This window comes from Marinobacter sp. MA (assembly GCF_048298425.1).
Classification (GTDB): domain Bacteria; phylum Pseudomonadota; class Gammaproteobacteria; order Pseudomonadales; family Oleiphilaceae; genus Marinobacter; species Marinobacter salsuginis.
Genome location: NZ_CP103058.1, coordinates 4,155,265 through 4,172,808 on the forward strand (window position 1 = coordinate 4,155,265; position 17,544 = coordinate 4,172,808).

Sequence of the window (17,544 nt, forward strand, 5' to 3'; positions counted from 1 at the left end):
TAAGTTCCCACATGTTATTTGTGATACCGCAAATCCAGGGTGAACGGGAACTCTCGGTGCTCCGGCACCGGCCGCAGGGGTTGCTGGCCTGAGCTGTGGCCTATCCGGAAGAAACGGGCCATACGGCGGCCTTCAGCTTCGAACGAATTCACCGGCAGCGTCTCGAAATTCCGGCCACCGGGATGGGTCACGTGATACTCACACCCGCCCAGGCTGCGTTCATTCCAGGTATCCACGATATCAAACACCAGCGGCCCATCCACCCCGATGGTAGGGTGCATGCACTGCGACGGCTGCCACGCCCGGTAACGGACACCAGCAACCGATTCACCCACCATGCCAGTAGGCTGAAGCGGCAGCGGCACCTGATTGCAGGTGATCTGGTAGCGATCCGGCGCGGCGCCGCGCACCTTCACCTGCAAACGCTCGAGGGAAGAATCCACGTATCGGGCGGTGCCGCCAATCGCGCCGTGCTCGCCCGTCACGTGCCAGGGCTCCAGGGCCGAACGCAGCTCAAGGGTGATGCCCTTGACCTTGTAATCGCCGATCCGGGGGAACCGGAACTCGAAATGGGGCGCGAACCACTCGCTCTCGAGCGGGTAACCGCGCGCCTTCATATCGTCGATCACATCTTCGAAGTCCTGCCAGACATAGTGGGGCAGCAGGAAACGGTCGTGCAGTTCCGTACCCCAGCGCACCAGCCCTGGCGGCTTGTAGGGTTGCTCCCAGAAGCGTGCCACCAGCGCGCGCAACAGCAGCTGCTGGGTCAGGCTCATGCGGGCATGGGGCGGCATCTCGAAGGCACGCAGCTCCAGCAAACCGTGACGCCCGCCCGGACCGTCCGGGGAATAGAGCTTGTCGATACAGAACTCGGCTCGATGGGTGTTGCCCGTGACATCCGTGAGCAGATCCCGGAGCAAGCGGTCCACCACCCAGGGCGCGACTTTCTTGCCCACCGGGCAGAGCCGCTCCATCTCCTTGAAGGCCAGCTCCATTTCGAACACATGGTCGTTACGGGCCTCGTCAATCCGCGGCGCCTGGGAGCTGGGGCCGATAAACAGGCCGGAGAACAGGTAGGACAGACTAGGATGGTTGTGCCAGTAGCTGATCAGGCTGCGCAACAGATCCGGGCGCCGCAGGAACGGAGAATCCTCGGCCTTTCGTGAGCCCAGCACGAAATGGTTACCGCCACCGGTGCCGGTATGACGGCCGTCCATCATGAACTTCTCGGACGTGAGCCGGCATTCGTAGGCGTCTGCATAGAGCGTCTCGGTCTGTTCAACCAGCTCATCCCAGGTCTTGACCGGCTGTACATTCACTTCGATCACCCCCGGGTCCGGCGTGATGCGGAAATGACTCAACCGTGGGTCGGAGGGTGGCTCATAGCCTTCCAGCAAGACCGGTTGCTTGAGCTCTGCGGCGGTTTTCTCGATGGCCGCGACCAGCGCAAGATAGGGTTCCAGCTCCGCCAGCGGCGGCATGAAAACGCGAAGGATGCCATCCCGGGGCTCCACACAAAGGGCCGTGCGGACAATCTCGGGTGCCGACTTGCCTTTGGCAGGTGGCTCCAGCTCCGAAGACGGCTGGCCAGCCTGGCTATGGCTGTTCCACTGACGAATCTGTTCGCTGACAGGCAATGGCCCGCGAGGGGCAAACGGGTCCTGTTCGTGGATCCAGGGGTAATCCGCTTCTTCCACCCAGGGCTGACTGTCCAGGGGCAGCCGGTGGCCCATGGGGGAGCCGCCCGGAATCAGGTAGCAACGCTCACTGCGCAGGAACCAGGGTCCGGTCTCCCAGGCCTTCTCCTTTTCGGAAACACGCAGTGGCAGCACGTAGCCGACGGGCTCATCCAGACCCCGGCTGAAGATCTGCTGTAGCTGCTTCCTCTCAAGGGCATTCTCAAGCTTGGCATCAAAGGGATCGACGTTGACCGGCAGCCGTCGTTCCCGCCAAAGATAATAAAAGGCATCCTCGAACCCCGGGAACAGGTGCTTTTCATCGACACCCAGTTCCGTCGCCAGGGCCGACAAAAACCGGTGAGCCTCCTCCGGGCCTGCCTTGCCTTCCGTGCGCTCATCCGCCAGCCAACGCTCGTCATGCCAGATCGGCTCGCCATCCTTGCGCCAGAAACAGTTCAGTGACCACCGGGGCAGCGGCTCTCCCGGATACCACTTGCCCTGGCCGAAATGCACCAGCCCACCGGCACCATAGCGGTCCCGCATCCGGTGGTAGAGCTCGATGGCCTTCTTGCGCTTGGTGGGGCCCATAGCCTCGGTGTTCCACTCCGGCTCGTCACGGTCGTGATTGGCCACGAAGGTGGGTTCACCGCCCTGGGTCAGGCGCACATCGAGCTCGGTCAGGCGCTGGTCCACCTCATGACCCAGATCCACGACCCGTTGCCACTGCTCCTCGGTGTAGGGTTTGGTCACCCGCGGCGCTTCCCAAATGCGCTGGACGCCCATCTGATGCGCGAATTCGACCTCGCAGTCTTCCACCATGCCGGATATGGGCGCGGCCGAAGACGGATCCGGGCTGCAGGCCAGCGGAATGTGCCCTTCCCCGGCAAACAGGCCAGAGGTGGGATCCAGTCCCACCCAGCCGGCGCCGGGCAGGAAGACCTCGCACCAGGCGTGCAGGTCGGTGAAGTCTTCCTCCGCGCCCGAGGGGCCATCCAGTGCTTTCAGGTCCGCCTTAAGCTGAATCAGGTAACCGGAGACGAACCGCGCCGCCAGCCCAAGGTGCCGAAGCGTCTGGACCAGCAACCAGGTGGAATCCCGACAGGATCCGGAGCCTTTTTTCAGGGTCTCTTCCGGCGTCTGCACGCCCGGCTCCATCCGGATCAGGTAGTCGATCCGGTTGGCTAGCCGCTGGTTTACGCCCACTAGGAAATCCACGCTGGGCGTTTCCTTGCGGTCTATGGTGGCCATCCATTTCCGGAATTCCGGTGTTTCCGGCAGTTTCTGCAAGTAAGGCGCCAGCTCCGCCGTCTGCCATTCCTCATACTCGAAGGGAATGGTCTCCGCCCGGGGTTCCAGGAAGAAATCGAACGGGTTGATCACGGCCATCTCGGCAACCAGGTCCACCGTGATCTTCAGCTCGTCCGTCTTTTCCGGAAACACCAGCCGGGCCAGATAATTGGCCTGCGGGTCCTGCTGCCAGTTCAGAAAGTAACCTTCCGGCTCAACCTTCAGTGAGTAACTGAGAATTCGGGTTCGCGCATGTGGACAGGGGCGCAAACGAACGATCTGCGGCCCCAGGGTGATGGGCCGCTCGTAGCGATAGTGAGTGGTGTGGCTCAGGGCAACGTGAATCGACATGGAACCTATCTCGCAGGCGAATAGTGTTGGGAGTTTCAGGCTGTCTCGTAGACAGGAAACCAGGTCTCTGCAATGTCTTCGTGAAGCTCACCGATCTCCAGCTGCAGATTTTCCAGAAAAAGGATCACGTCTTCCTTACGGATCAGCGCCTCCACGTCGCCTTCACGTGTGTGACGTACCGCCTGCAGGGCCGTGCGCAGCGGAATCTCATTCCTTGGCAGGCGGTCCAGGGCACCGGCGACCTCACTGAGACTATGCAGCACAGACCTCGGGAACGGCTCGTTCTGCAGCAGGAAGCGAATAACCAGGGGCCCGCTGACCTTGCGCCGCACGTTATGGCGGTACATCTGGAAGGCACTCTGGTAGCGCAGCACGCTGGTCCACAGCAGCCCGCCATAGGTTTCCGTGCCGTCCCAGCCATCGAGGAACTGCAGGGCGCCCACTTCAATCTGACGGGTGGCCATGTCGGCCCGCTCAAGATTGCGACCCACCCGGATGAAGTCGTAGCCCTCGTCGTGACTCATGCAACCGGCCAGCAAACCATTGAGCATCTGGCAGCGACCGACGATCTCGTTGAGGAATTCGTACCTCGCCCGTTTCCCCACCCCCTGGTCGATGTGCTCCTGGATGTAACGGTAGAGTTCATTGATGACTTCCCAGGCGTCAGTCGGCACCTGGTCCCGGGTGGTACGCACATTCTCCCGTGCAGCCTTGATGCAGGAGGCGATGGAGCTCGGGTTATAGCTATCGGCCATCAAAAACTTTACACAGTTGCGCTCATCGGCCTTCTGGTGGTGCTGGTCAAACAACGCGCCCATGCCCGTCACCGCCACCAGCCCCTTCCAGGACAGCTGGGTCTCCCTGGGCATATCCAGCGCCAGGGAATTGAAAGCCATGATCATCCGGGCGTTGTTCTCGGCCCGTTCAAGGTATCTGGCCATCCAGTACAGTCTTTCCGCTACACGTGACAGCACATCAGTTCTCCTCGTCCACGATCCAGGTATCCTTGCTTCCACCACCCTGAGAGGAATTCACCACCAGGGAGCCCTTGCGCATCGCTACCCGCGTCAGCCCGCCGGCCGTTACGTAGGTTCGCACGCCCTGCAACACGAACGGCCTCAAATCCAGATGCCGTGGCGCCAACCCCTCGTCGCACAGAGTGGGCGCCACCGACAGGCTCAGCGTGGGCTGAGCGATGTAATTGCGCGGGTTCTTCTTGATCAGGCGGGCGAACTCGGTGCGTTGCTTCTTGGTGGAATGCGGCCCCACCAGCATGCCGTAGCCCCCGGATTCGTTCGCCGGCTTCACCACCAGCTCGTCGAGGTGCTCAAGCACATACTCCTGATCCTGCTTGTTTACGCACATATAGGTGGGCACGTTCGGGATGATCGGCTCCTCATCGAGGTAGTAGCGGATCATGTCCGGCACGAAGGCGTAGATCACCTTGTCATCGGCCACGCCGGCACCGGGCGCATTGGCAAGACCAACCTTGCCGTTGCGCCAGGCCCGCATAAGCCCTGGTACACCAAGAGTGGAATCCGCCCGGAACACCTCGGGGTCCAGGAAGTCGTCATCAATTCGGCGATAGATCACATCGACACGCTCCAGTCCCTCGACCGTGCGCATGTAGACACAATCGTCCTCACCCACCACCAGGTCAGCTCCCTCCACCAGTTCGGCGCCCATGCGCTGGGCCAGGAAGGAATGCTCGAAATAGGCGGAGTTGAAAATACCCGGCGTGAGCACCGCAATCTTCGGGTGATCCTGGGGCCGGGGCGAGATTGACGCCAGCATGTCGAACAGCTGATTGGTGTAGTCATCCACCGGCAGGATGCTGGTGTTGTCGAACAGCTCCGGGAACACCCGCTTAGTGAGCTGACGGTTCTCCAGCATGTAGGAAACGCCCGAGGGAACCCGCAGGTTGTCCTCCAGGACATACACCTTGCCGTCCTTGTCCCGTACCAGGTCCGATCCGCAGATGTGGGCCCAGACCCCCAGGGGTGGCGTAAAGCCCCGGCACTGCTCGCGGAAGTTCTTGGAGTTGGCGAACACGTACTTGGGGATCACCTTGTCCTTGACGATGTTCTGATCGTTGTAGATGTCATTGATGAACATGTTGAGGGCGGTCAGGCGCTGGGCAAGTCCCTGCTCAATGGTCTCCCACTCGCGGAGCGAGATCACTCGGGGAATGATGTCGAACGGCCAGGCCCGGTCGATATTCTCGCCCTCACTGTAGATGGTGAAGCTGATCCCCATCTCCAGTATCGCCAGCTCGGCCGCTTGCTGGCGTGCCTGGATTTCCTCTGAACCGAGATTGCCCAGGTAGTCGGTAATCGCCGTGGCCGCGCGTCGGGGCTTCCCCTTTGCAGCGATCAGCTCATCGTAGAAGTCATTTGGATCGTAATTTTTCCAGTCTATCGATTTGTTCTTTTTCATTTGGGGTCCTTTCGTTAACCACCGCGTGCTATTCGGTGCACCAGACGGAGCTTTTCGACCACCGGAGCTGCCAGCACGAAGGGGTAGGCGTCCTCGTGCCCCATGCTCCGGTTCAGGCTGTTGAGTGCGAGCGTGAGGGGAAACCAGTGCTTGATCAGCGCATCGAAGTCGTCTGCCTGATAGGGATCAAAGGCAGGATCAAGTTCACTGCGCGTCGGGCTCTGTTCGGCATGCAGTCGCAGGCCGAACTGCCAGGCCGTTTCCAATGTGTCCACCATATGCAGGTAGTGTGCCCAGGTCTCGGCCCAGTCTTCCCAGGCATGGCTGCTGGCGTAGGCGCTGATGTACCAGCTTTGCCAGTCACCCGGCGGACCGTACTGGTAATGCTGGTCCATCGCCTGTTTATAGTCTCTGGTGTCATCGCCAAACATCTCCCGGACCGGCCCGAGCCATGGCCCGGACCGGACCAGCAGATCCCAGTAGTAATGGCCGGATTCGTGGCGGAAATGCCCCAAAACGGTGCGATAGGGTTCAGCCATCTGGCTGCGCATCCGTTCCCGTTCCACCGGGTCCGCCTCGGCAATGTTCACAGTGATCACGCCATTGGCATGGCCGGTTTTTACCTTCGACCGCTCGTCAAACATCGCCGGCTGGTCGGCCAGAAAATCGAATGCCATGCCGTACTGATCTTCGTTCCTGGGTTCGCAGGGCAGCTTGAGACGCAACACGGAATACACCAGGCGCCGTTTTTCCTTCTCAAGACGGCGCCAGAGATCCTGATTTTTGGGGACACTGAGATCGGGAATAGTGCGATTGAGGCGGCAGGCAACACAGAAAGCGTGAGGGTCGGTCAGAGGGATCAGCCAGTTGCAGGTGCCCTGGCTCTGGTAGTTGCCACAGAGCCGGTAAAGATCGCCCCGGGCGACTGCCGCCCAGGTGCCATCATCTTTTGGCTCGATAGCCAGCAAGTCCATGACATCGGGTGAAAAGCCGAGGCCAGACCCGCAACTGGTACAACGACAGTTTTCAAAATACAGCAGGTTGGCGCATCGGCCGCAGTGAAACAGCTTCATCGGGGGACATCCTTGGCCGATACCGGCAAGACCATTGCTTCAAGTATTGGCCATTCGGGCCAAAACGCAACTTAACTACCGCGAAACCCGACCGGATGCCCCCGAAAATCCGACGCTAGACAGCCATGGCAGTCTCAGTTCCGGAAACGCTGTCACTCGCGCCTTTACACAGGTATTGCTCTGAGTCGAAGCGCCGCGTCTGGTTCCGGAACTGCCACGTAAAGCCCGGCCACAGTGTGGTGTTCTTACCGTTTTCATTCACGTACCAGCTCTTGCAACCGGTTTGCCACACGGAGTCGCCCAGCCTGGCATGAACAGAGGCGTTGTAACGGCTCTGGGCATCCAGTTTCACGTCGATGCTGGTCCACTGCTGCCGGCGCATCTGTTGGAGGGCATCCAGCACGTACTGGATCTGACTCTCGATCATATACACCATGGAGCTGTGGCCCAGACCGGTGTTCGGTCCCATCAGCATGAAGAAATTCGGAAAGCCACTGACAGTGGTGCCTTTGTACGCCTCGGCGCCGTCTTTCCAGGCATCCAGCAGGTCCTGGCCATTGCGGCCAAAGATCATGCCCGCAGGGATCGGATCCTGGGCCCTGAAACCGGTTCCGTAGATGATGCAATCCACCTGCCGCTCATTGCCCTGACCGTCGATCACGGTGTTGCCCTGCACCTCACGGATACCCTCGGTCACCACATCCACATGGTCCTGTGCCAGCGCCGGATAGTAGTTGTTGGAAATCAGCACCCGCTTGCAGCCGAAATGGAAATCCGGAGTGACCTTCCTGCGCAGCGCCTTGTCCGAGATCTGGCTACGGATATGCCGGCGGGCCTGCAGCTCACCCAGTTTCAGAATCCGCGGGTTGCCCACAAAGCCCAGCACCCGTGCCTCAAGCGACCAGTAGATACTCTGGCGGAAGGCGTTGAGTGTTTGCGGGAACACCCGGAACAGCCGCTTCTCCAGCGGTCGGATAGCGCGATCCGGCTTGGGCATGATCCACGGCGGCGTGCGCTGGTACAGGTCCACCCGTGCCGCCTGCTTCGCCACCTCCGGAACAAACTGGATGGCCGAAGCACCGGTGCCAATCACCGCTACCCGCTTGCCCCGCAGATCGTAGTCGTGATCCCAGTCCTGGGAATGAAAACGCTTGCCAGGGAAAGACTCGATCCCCTTGATCTCCGGATAGGCCGGCGTACTCAATCCTCCCATCCCCGACACCAGGATATCGGCTTTCAATGTGTCGAATTCCGGCAAGCCCTTATCGGTGCGATCCAACCGGTCTCCCGGCTTCACGCCCTTATCCTGCATGTACGCCCACAAGGCCGGGCTATCACAGGTTTCAACAATCCACCGTTGATGGTTCTCGTCGAATCGAGCCCCGGCCACGTGGGTGTTCAGCCGGATGTGCTTCATCAACCCGTATTTCTCGGCGCAATGTTTCAGGTAGGCCTTGATCTCGTGCTGCTGGGCATACATCCGGCTCCAGTTGGGGTTCTGTTCGAAGGAGAAGGAGTAGAGTGCAGACTGCACGTCACAGGCACACCCCGGGTAATGATTCTGGTGCCAGGTGCCACCAATGTCGTCACTCTGCTCCAGGATCACGAAGTCGTTGTAGCCGGCTTCCTTGAGTTTGATGGCCATGCCCAGGCCGGAGAAGCCGGTGCCGATGATGGCGATCTGTGTGTTCTGTTCCATTGCTGCACTCCTGTGTTGGCCTGCCTGGCCTTGTCTGTTGTTGTCTAGTTGGTCATGATGACTGGTAGACACATGTATACACAGGTTGGTAGACAACCGTATACTCCTGGATCGGTGATTGGCCTCGGTTGACTGGTAGTTGGCCTTTACGGCGGGCTCTGGTTGGGGGGCTGGCCGTTTGTGGGAAGGTGGCCCCGGCAGCCGCTCTTGCACCCCACCAAGAGGAAAAGATGAACGGATTAACCGGCGGAAAACTCAAACTCATTCAGGCGGCGCTTCGGCTGATTACCGAAACCCGGAGCCTGACCTCGCTGGGACTGCGGGAACTTGCCCGGGAGGCGGGGCTGAATCCGAATACCTTTTACCGGCACTTCAAGAGCCTGGACGAGTTCGGGCTGCAAGTGCTTGGATACATCGCCGAGGAGATGAAAGCCGGGGTCCGGGATTTGCGGCAGATGGCGGATTCTTCCGAGCAGGCATCGCGGGATACCGTGGCGTTCGTTTACCACTACTTCCTGGCCAATCCCGCCGCCACTACGGTGGCCGTCCGGGAACTCCACGGCCCTTCCCCGATACTTCGCCGTGCCCTGGAATCACAACTTGAAGCCAGCGCCCGGGAAATGGCGGAGGATATTATCGAGCGGCAGCTGGTGACCGCCGTGCCGCCCGAGACCATTCATGAAATCTCCCGCATGACGATCCGCTACATCCTGTTCCGGGCCATGGATTACATCGAGAAACCCGCCCAGCGGGAAACCATCCAGACCGAAACCGAGCACTTCATCAACCGGCAGTTCCGCGGGGCAATGCTTGATCACCTGTCGCAGACAGAAGTCGAACGCCTCGCCCTGAAACACAGCTGAAAAACCTGCGATAACTCCGCTTTCCGGGCAGATCTGGCAACCTGCACTAGTATGTAGATAACCAGAACAAGTGATTGATCGGGAAATCCGGAGGCACTCCAATAATGAAAATCGGTATCCCCAAGGAAATCTTTGAGGACGAGCGGCGAGTAGCCGCGACGCCACCTTCTGTTCACAAGTTAATCGGGCTCGGCTATGAGGTGATCGTTGAAAGCGGCGCCGGCGAAGCCGCGAACTACTCCGATGCTGCATACGAGAAAGTCGAGGCAGCCATCGCAACGGATACCAGCTCTCTCTGGAAAGAGGCCGACTTCATCCTGAAGGTTCGCGCGCCCATGGAGAATCCGGCACTGGGCAAGCACGAAGCGGATCTGATGAAGGAGGGCGCATTTCTGGTGAGCTACATCTGGCCGGCGCAAAACCCGGAATTGCTGGAAAAGCTGGCGGCCAGAAAAATTACGTCTTTCGCCATCGACAGCCTGCCCCGGATCAGCCGCGCCCAGAAAATGGACGCTCTCAGTGCCATGGCCAACATTGCCGGCTATCGGGCGGTGATTGAGGCGGCCAACCACTTCGGGCGATTCTTTACCGGCCAGGTCACCGCCGCAGGCAAAGTTCCTCCGGCGAAAATCATGGTGATAGGTGCCGGGGTTGCGGGCCTCGCAGCGATCGGCGCCGCCAACAGCATGGGCGCGATCGTGCGGGCCTTTGATACCCGTCTTGAGGTGAAGGAACAGGTCGAGAGCATGGGGGCCGAGTTCCTGGTTCTGGACTTTGAGGACGAGGATGGCAGCGGCAGTGGCGGCTACGCCAAGCAGATGAGCGACGAGTTCATCAAGGCGGAGATGGCGCTGTTCGCCGAACAAGCAAAAGAAGTGGACATCATCATCACCACCGCCCTGATTCCCGGCAAGCCGGCGCCGAAACTGATCACGGCCGATATGGTGAAATCCATGAAGCCTGGCAGTGTCATCGTGGATCTGGCGTCCGAGCGCGGCGGCAACTGCGAACTCACCGAGCCAGGCAAGGTGGCGCACCATCATGGCGTTACCCTGATCGGGTACACCGACCTGCCCAGTCGCATGGCCAAGGTGGCCAGTGAACTCTACGCCACCAACCTGGTGCACCTGCTTACCGAGCTGACCCCCGAGAAAGACGGCAAACCCGTGGTGAACATGGATGACGAAGTCATCCGGGGCCTGACGGTGGTGCACGAGGAGGACATCACCTGGCCGCCACCAAAACCGGAATCGCCGGTCAGCCCCAAGCCTGCACCCGGCACCGAGGAACCCTCGGCCGCCGACAAGGCAGCGGCCAAGAAAGACGCCGATCGCAAAAGCCTGATTGGCAAAACCGTTCTTCTGGTTGTAACGGCCCTCGCCCTCTACGGCGTTGGCGCTCACGCACCGGAGAGCTTCCTGCAACACTTTACGGTGTTTGTTCTGTCCTGCTTCATCGGTTGGCAGGTCATCTGGAACGTTACGCCTTCCCTGCATACGCCACTTATGAGCGTCACCAATGCGATCAGTGGCATCATCGTTATCGGCGCCATTCTGCACCTGGCCCAGGCGGAGAACATTGCCGTCGGCATCATGGCGTTTGTCGCGGTGCTGATCGCCAGCATCAACGTGGGGGGCGGCTTCCGGGTCACCCATCGCATGCTCAAAATGTTCCGCAAGTAGGAGGCGCCCGATATGAGCACAGGACTGGTGAGCGTGGCCTACGTGGTCGCAAGCATTTGTTTCATTCTCAGCCTGGGTGGTCTCAGCCACCAGGAATCCGCGCGGCGCGGCAATCTTTACGGGGTCGCCGGCATTATCATCGCCGTGGGCGCAACCCTGGCCAGTGTTGACGGCGGTATCGTTTCGATCGTGATTGCCGTGTTGCTGGGTGCGGGCATTGGCATTGCCATCGCCAACAAGGTGGAAATGACCCAGATGCCACAACTGGTGGCCCTGCTGCACAGCTTCGTGGGCGCGGCTGCCGTGTTTGTCGGCTTTTCCGGCTACATCGAGCCGTTGATTGCCACCTCCGGTGCCGAGCACACCATCAAACTGGTGGAAGTCTACGTTGGCATCTTCATTGGCGCGGTGACGTTCACCGGCTCCCTGGTGGCCTGTGGCAAGCTCGATGGTCGCATCGACAGCAAGGCCCTGACCCTACCCGGCCGGCATATGATGAACCTGGTGGCCGTTATTGTCTGCGTGTTTCTGGGCGCCTGGTTCCTGGGTACCGACAGCATGGCCCTGGGCATCGTGGCGCTCGTTCTGATGACGGCCATTGCGTCCGTCCTCGGTATTCATCTGATCATGGCGATCGGCGGTGCCGATATGCCGGTAGTGGTCTCCATGCTCAACAGCTATTCCGGTTGGGCCGCGGCCTCCATCGGCTTCATGCTGGGTAATGATCTGCTGATTGTTACCGGCGCCCTGGTGGGCAGCAGTGGTGCCATTCTCAGCTACATCATGTGCAAGGCCATGAACCGCTCGTTCATCAGCGTGATTCTTGGTGGCTTCGGCCAGACCAGCAGCAGTTCGGCGGCCGCCGATGCCGACCAGACGGTGCACGAATCCAGTGTCGACGACGTCTGTGAAGAGCTGCGCAACGCCCAGTCGGTGATCATCGTGCCCGGTTACGGCATGGCGGTGGCACAGGCCCAGAACGGCGTCAGCGAAATGACCAAGATCCTGCGGGACAAGGGTGTGAACGTGCGTTTCGGCATCCACCCGGTCGCCGGTCGCCTGCCCGGGCACATGAACGTTCTCCTGGCAGAAGCCCATGTGCCCTATGACATCGTGCTGGAGATGGACGAGATCAACGAGGATTTCCCGGATACCGACGTGGTACTGGTGATTGGTGCCAACGACACGGTGAACCCGGCCGCCGCCGAGGATCCGGGCAGCCCGATTGCCGGCATGCCGGTGCTGGAGGTCTGGAAGGCTCATCAGGTGGTTATTCTCAAGCGAGGCATGGCCACCGGTTATTCCGGGGTGGAGAACCCGCTCTTCTTCAAGGATAACGCCCGCATGCTCTTCGGCGATGCCAAGGAAAGCATCGACAAGCTGGTGTCAGGTCTGCGGGGCTGAGCCAGCCCCGCGCCTGTTTACCTTAGTAATTACTCAGTCGTGTTGTAAACGTAAGACGAGACAGTGCCGTCCTGGTTGAACCGAACGACCAGGTCGGTGGTTTCGGCATCACCGAAGGCAGACCACTTGTACTTGCCATAGGTCCAGGTGCGTTTGCCATCCTCGATACCGGTACGCCACGGCTCCCCGAACATCTCCTGGATATCGGCTCGCGTGGTTTCACCAATCTGGATCTGGTCGACATTGTGGGTGGCAAAGTCTTTACCAACGGTCGCACAACCCACCATGGCAACCATCACAAGTGCCACAGACAGCGCTCTAATCGAACTAATCATCGACATACTGATCCCTCATATTCGGGTGAATTTCATCCATCATAACGTGTCTCTGAGCAGACGCGATTACGAAGACGACAGGTTCATCGGATAAAAAAAGCCGCAGGCCCGAAGGCACTGCGGCAAGTGTCGATCGTCCGATCGAAGGGGATAATCAATACAGTTTGGCGAGGGACTTCTTGGCGAAGGATTCCACTTCGTTCAGGCGGCCTTCTTTCACCTTGATCAACCATTCAGGGTCTTGCAGAAGTGCCCGACCAACGGCGATCAGCTCAAACTCGTGGTTGTTCATCCGCTCCACGAGTTCATCGATACCGGCCTTCTCAACCGCTTCCTGCTTGCTGGCAAAAGTGCCGCTGATGAAATCCTCAGTCAGCCCGACACTGCCTACCGACATGGTGGGCTTGCCCGAAAGCTTCTGGGTCCAACCAGCGAGGTTCAGGTCCGAGCCCTCGAATTCCGGCTCCCAGAAGCGGCGGGTGGATGCGTGGAAAATGTCCACACCGGCTTCCACCAGAGGCTTCAGGAACCGCTCGAGTTCCTCGGGGCTATGGACCAGTTTGGCTTCGTAATCCTGCTGCTTCCACTGGGAGAAGCGCAGCATGATCGGGAAGTCGGGGCCGACCCGGTGACGCACTGCTTCCACAATCTCGACCACAAAGCGCAGGCGATTTTCCAGGCTGCCGCCGTACTCGTCATCGCGCTGGTTGGTGCCCTCCCACAGGAACTGGTCCAGCAGGTAACCATGGGCGCCATGGATCTCCACGCCGTCAAAACCGAGGGCTTTGGCATCCTGGGCTGCGTCGGCAAACGCGGTGATCACGTCTTCAATGTCTTCTTTGGTCATGGCCTTGCCGTTGGGCTTGCCCGGGGCAAACAGACCGGAGGGGCTGTAGCCCGGAACTGCGGGATCCGGAGGTGTTCCCTCCTTCCGGACGGCACCCACATGCCAGAGCTGCGGGAAAATCGCACCACCCGCCTCGTGTACCGCGTCTACCACGTTCTTCCAGCCCTCAAGGGCCTCAGACCCATGAAATGCCGGTACGTTTGGATAACCATTGGCGGCGGAATGATTCACCGTTGTACCTTCGGTGATGATCAGGCCCACACCGGCTTCGGCACGGCGGCGATAATAGGCCACCACGTTTTCCCCCGGAACACCATCCGGCGAGAAGTTGCGGGTCATGGGCGCCATGGCCACACGATTGCGCAGTTTGAGGTTGTGGAGTTCAAACGGTTCGAAAAGCGGTCCAAGATTCATGCTCATGGTAATGTGCAACCTCACTAATTTGGTTTCGTAAAGCAACCCTATTGAATCTGGTTTTAAAATGCAACCCTATTCGGTACACTCCGGACATGGCCAGAAAACGTTTTGATGATTCCAGCTGTTCCGTCGCCCGCGCCCTCAATGAAGTGGGTGACTGGTGGTCCCTCCTCATTGTGCTGCACGCCATGTATGGCACCCGGCGCTTCGTCGATTTCCAGCAGGAGCTGGGCATTGCCAAGAATATCCTGTGCGATCGTCTGGCACGGCTGGTGGACAATGACGTGTTGCGCAAAGTTGACGTGGGCGAGCATGGATCACGTTTCGAATACCGCCTGACCGAAAAGGGCCGGGACCTCTTTCCGGTGGTTATTGCCCTTCGTCAGTGGGGGGATAAATGGAATCCGGCTCCAGACGAGCCCCCCCTCGACCTGCGCGACCGCGCCACCGGTCGACCGATTCACACGGTGGAAGTTCAGGACGCCGACGGCCAGGCCCTTTCCATTCGGGATGTGTTTGTCCCGGAAGAGAGCTTGCCAGCAGGGAAAAAGCACTCGGCCTGACCATCCGCAATACCCACAGTCAAAGCACCACCGTCTGTTTTTTTGAGTTGAATCAATCCGCCGATCAAACCCGTGCAACTGCCCGGGCATTCTTGCGCTAAATCAAGTTTCCATTTCCCGATGTCATTAATCTGCAGTCATCAACGATTCAGGTTAAGGAGATGGATATGTCCCGTACATTCAAACTTGGTGTTCTGGCTGCAGCAGTGATGGCGGCAGCTCCGGCTGTTCAGGCGTACGAAGCCGGTGATTTTATTGGTCGCGTTGGTGTGGCAACGGTTGATCCGGATTCCTCCAGCAGCAACTTGAACTCCAACGCTCTCGGCGAAATTGATGGCGCCAAAGTGAGCGTCGATTCCAACAGCCAGTTGGGCCTGACTGCAACCTACATGCTGACTGACCAGATCGGTGTTGGCGTGCTGGCGGCGACTCCGTTCAAGCACGACATCAAGGGTGACGGCGCAGCTCTGGGTGGCACTGGCAAGCTGGCAGAAACCAAGCACCTGCCGCCCACCATCACGCTGCAGTACTTCCCGATGCCCAGTGGTAGCAAATTCCAGCCCTACGTTGGTGCCGGCGTAAACTACACCAACTTCTTTGAAGAGAAGACCACCCAGACGCTGACCACCACCTATGATGCGGTGGCAGGAAACCCGGGTATCAATGGCACCGACATCGAACTGGATGACAGCTTTGGTCTGGCCGCCGAGATTGGTCTTGATTACATGATCACCGAAAACGTGGGTATCAACGCGGCGGTATGGTGGATCGACATCGACACCGAAGCCACCATCAACGCTTATGCAGGCAATGCCGTTGCTGATACCAGCACCATTGATGTGGATATCGACCCCTGGGTTTACATGGTAGGCGTATCCTACAAGTTCTGATCCCCGTGCCTCCGCCAGTCGCCACGGTCTGTTGGCTGGCGGAAGGTGCGCTTTCCTATGCGGGGCTTCTCCGGCCCCGCCTTTTTTTGCCCACTCGTCACCATTCAACCACTCTTCCCTGAGCCTCTTAATTCGATCCTACTGAACCTGGAAACTCAGCTCAGCCATCACCTCCGCGGGCGGTGGGTTCAGCCTGGCAATCGTCTGGAACTCGTCAACCCATTCGTGCTCACCGTGCAAACCGTCGATAAACGTAGGGCGGATGGCCTGGTAGTAAAGCGTTGTTTCAACCTGCAGAGGCAACGCCAGTGACGTGCCCACGGGAATGCGATAACGGATAGTGTCACGGCCTTCATTGGACGCGTTGAAATCACTGTCGCCCTGAACGCCAACTGGGCGGACATCGTTCGGTACTGCGGCGTTGTCAAAACCGCGGGGCGGGATACGGTTGTCTTTCAAGAGGGTCGAGGCATAAAGCAGAATATGGGTTATATCTCCGGTCGTGGAGCCCAGTACGGCCTCGTAGACGGGTACATCCTGTTCGGAACGGACTTCACTGACATGCCCGAGATAACAGGCCTCCGAATCGAAACCGGGAGGTTTCTTGGCCGCCAGACAGGCCTCCGACGTGAAATCCTCATCCATGGGTAAACGGAAGCTGTTGTCTGGTGCACCGTTTGCAAAAACCACCGCACCATTGGCATCGATCACTCGGGTTCCCACCCAGACCCTGCGTGACGGGAAACTGGTGGGCAGTTTATGGCCACTTTCATTCTGGATCGTCAGATCGAAAACCAATTCACCGCTTGCTATGCCTTCGCCGGTGACCGAAAGGGTCGCAGCGGTTTTCAGGAACTCGCGGGTCAGTTCCGCCGTGGCCGCAAACTCGCCTTCCTCATTGATCGAATCGCGCCCGAGCTCCTCCCGAAACAACTCGAGCGTTTCCAGCAACCAGGTATTTCCGCCCAGCATAACGTGTGGTGAATAAGGCTGGCGCTCGGGCCAGTTTGCATTCACGCTGCCATCCGGCCTCACCGCCAGCCGGGTCAGGAAGTTCTCCCCGACCTCTTCCCGCGCCATATGGCACTGCTGGCAGGAACGGGTGTTGCTGCCACTGGGGCCGAAATCGCTGCTTGCCCATTCGGTGAAGGGCGTCTGCTCGGGAAAGTCTTCACCGTTGGGCTGGTCCGTTTCTATATCAATGGTCGGGGTATACAGCTCATGGCAGCTGGCGCAGAGCCGCGAATCCTGCATCTGTTGGCCGTACGCGGGCATGAAACCAACCTGATTCTGCATCGCCTGTCCCTGAGGGTTTTGATAGGGGCCATGGATGGTGAATGCGCCTGGCTCGCCCGCTGCCGGAATCTCATAATCTCCGGAATGCACGCCGTCCGGGTAGGCATTTCCGGTCAAGACAGAATCGGTGATCTGGTGACAGGCAGTGCAACTGATCCCCTCGCGGGCATGGGGGTCTACCAGGGCCTGTTCTGCCCGATAAAAGCCATCCTCAAGCCCTACTCCCGTCTGATGGGCGTGGGTTCTGGCCATGGGGCTGTGGCAGGTGAGGCATTTGTCTTCAATAAAACCGGCCAGATGCGGGAAGGTTTCCGCCTCATGCATCATGTTGGCCCGGAAATACGGGTCAGTGAACGCGTTGGCCATGACGCTGCTTTTCCAGTCTGCAAAAGGGCTGATATCCGCGCCACCCGGTGACGGCTGCACCGCCGATACTTGCGGGTCCGGAGCCCTCAGCACTGCCGGACTATCGCCAGGATTGCTGGCCGTATGGCACTGCCCGCAGTCCGCCGCCGCCAGGAATACACCCGTTGGGCTCCAGTGCTCGACCTGGGTTGTCAGTGACGGCAGAACATCCTCGGGTGGTTCGTTCGGATCGGTGTCATCGCCAGCGTTCCCTGCCGACCCGCCACCATCACTGCAGGCGGTCAGGACGATTACCGAAAGTGCGACAAATCGCCGCAGAAATGCCCCATGCTGGCTGAATGCTTTCATAGACACCT

At 59.4% G+C, this 17,544-nt stretch carries 13 protein-coding genes; 5 read left to right on the forward strand and 8 right to left on the reverse strand.

The features are described 5' to 3' along the window. Window positions 1-14: 14 nt before the first annotated feature. The 5 genes from NUW46_RS19190 to NUW46_RS19210 form a co-directional block, all read right to left on the reverse strand. Window positions 15-3,317, reverse strand: a complete 3,303-nt coding sequence (locus NUW46_RS19190; protein WP_418140976.1) for a DUF2126 domain-containing protein — start codon at window positions 3,315-3,317, stop codon at window positions 15-17. Between the two features lie 35 nt (window positions 3,318-3,352). Further along, window positions 3,353-4,291 carry an alpha-E domain-containing protein gene (locus NUW46_RS19195; RefSeq protein WP_418140977.1) on the reverse strand — a complete coding sequence of 313 codons (939 nt, stop codon included), beginning with the start codon at window positions 4,289-4,291 and terminating at the stop codon, window positions 3,353-3,355. A 1-nt stretch (window position 4,292) separates the two neighbouring features. Then, on the reverse strand, window positions 4,293-5,753 hold the full coding sequence (locus NUW46_RS19200) for a circularly permuted type 2 ATP-grasp protein (protein WP_069182333.1): 1,461 nt from the start codon (window positions 5,751-5,753) through the stop codon (window positions 4,293-4,295). 14 nt (window positions 5,754-5,767) lie between these two features. Further along, window positions 5,768-6,826 (reverse strand): zinc-binding metallopeptidase family protein, encoded by a 1,059-nt coding sequence (locus NUW46_RS19205; protein WP_418140978.1) that lies wholly within the window; start codon window positions 6,824-6,826, stop codon window positions 5,768-5,770. Window positions 6,827-6,941: 115 nt separating this feature from the next. Next, on the reverse strand, window positions 6,942-8,525 hold the full coding sequence (locus tag NUW46_RS19210; RefSeq protein WP_418140979.1) for a flavin-containing monooxygenase: 1,584 nt from the start codon (window positions 8,523-8,525) through the stop codon (window positions 6,942-6,944). Between the two features lie 230 nt (window positions 8,526-8,755). Here NUW46_RS19210 and NUW46_RS19215 point away from each other — a divergent pair, with 230 nt between their 5' ends. From NUW46_RS19215 to pntB, 3 genes are all read left to right on the forward strand, one after another. Continuing rightward, window positions 8,756-9,388: a TetR family transcriptional regulator gene (locus tag NUW46_RS19215; protein ID WP_418140980.1), complete on the forward strand. Its 633-nt coding sequence runs from the start codon at window positions 8,756-8,758 to the stop codon at window positions 9,386-9,388. Window positions 9,389-9,492: 104 nt separating this feature from the next. Beyond that, window positions 9,493-11,070 (forward strand): Re/Si-specific NAD(P)(+) transhydrogenase subunit alpha, encoded by a 1,578-nt coding sequence (locus tag NUW46_RS19220; protein ID WP_209399441.1) that lies wholly within the window; start codon window positions 9,493-9,495, stop codon window positions 11,068-11,070. Between the two features lie 12 nt (window positions 11,071-11,082). Continuing rightward, window positions 11,083-12,474 carry a Re/Si-specific NAD(P)(+) transhydrogenase subunit beta gene (gene pntB / locus NUW46_RS19225; RefSeq protein ID WP_153634122.1) on the forward strand — a complete coding sequence of 464 codons (1,392 nt, stop codon included), beginning with the start codon at window positions 11,083-11,085 and terminating at the stop codon, window positions 12,472-12,474. A 29-nt stretch (window positions 12,475-12,503) separates the two neighbouring features. Here pntB and bamE read toward each other — a convergent pair whose 3' ends face one another. Continuing rightward, entirely contained in the window at window positions 12,504-12,809 is a 306-nt protein-coding gene (gene bamE, locus NUW46_RS19230; protein ID WP_069182339.1) for an outer membrane protein assembly factor BamE domain-containing protein, read from the reverse strand. A 154-nt stretch (window positions 12,810-12,963) separates the two neighbouring features. Continuing rightward, window positions 12,964-14,076, reverse strand: a complete 1,113-nt coding sequence (locus NUW46_RS19235) for an NADH:flavin oxidoreductase (RefSeq protein WP_418140981.1) — start codon at window positions 14,074-14,076, stop codon at window positions 12,964-12,966. 89 nt (window positions 14,077-14,165) lie between these two features. Between NUW46_RS19235 and NUW46_RS19240 the strand changes: the two genes are divergently transcribed. Both NUW46_RS19240 and NUW46_RS19245 read left to right on the forward strand, forming a co-directional pair. Continuing rightward, window positions 14,166-14,636: a winged helix-turn-helix transcriptional regulator gene (locus NUW46_RS19240; RefSeq protein WP_153634124.1), complete on the forward strand. Its 471-nt coding sequence runs from the start codon at window positions 14,166-14,168 to the stop codon at window positions 14,634-14,636. A gap of 167 nt (window positions 14,637-14,803) precedes the next feature. Then, window positions 14,804-15,526: an OmpW/AlkL family protein gene (locus NUW46_RS19245; protein WP_209399439.1), complete on the forward strand. Its 723-nt coding sequence runs from the start codon at window positions 14,804-14,806 to the stop codon at window positions 15,524-15,526. 138 nt (window positions 15,527-15,664) lie between these two features. Here the strand turns inward: NUW46_RS19245 and NUW46_RS19250 are convergent, their stop codons facing one another. Further along, window positions 15,665-17,536 (reverse strand): hypothetical protein, encoded by a 1,872-nt coding sequence (locus tag NUW46_RS19250; RefSeq protein WP_418140982.1) that lies wholly within the window; start codon window positions 17,534-17,536, stop codon window positions 15,665-15,667. Window positions 17,537-17,544: the final 8 nt, after the last annotated feature.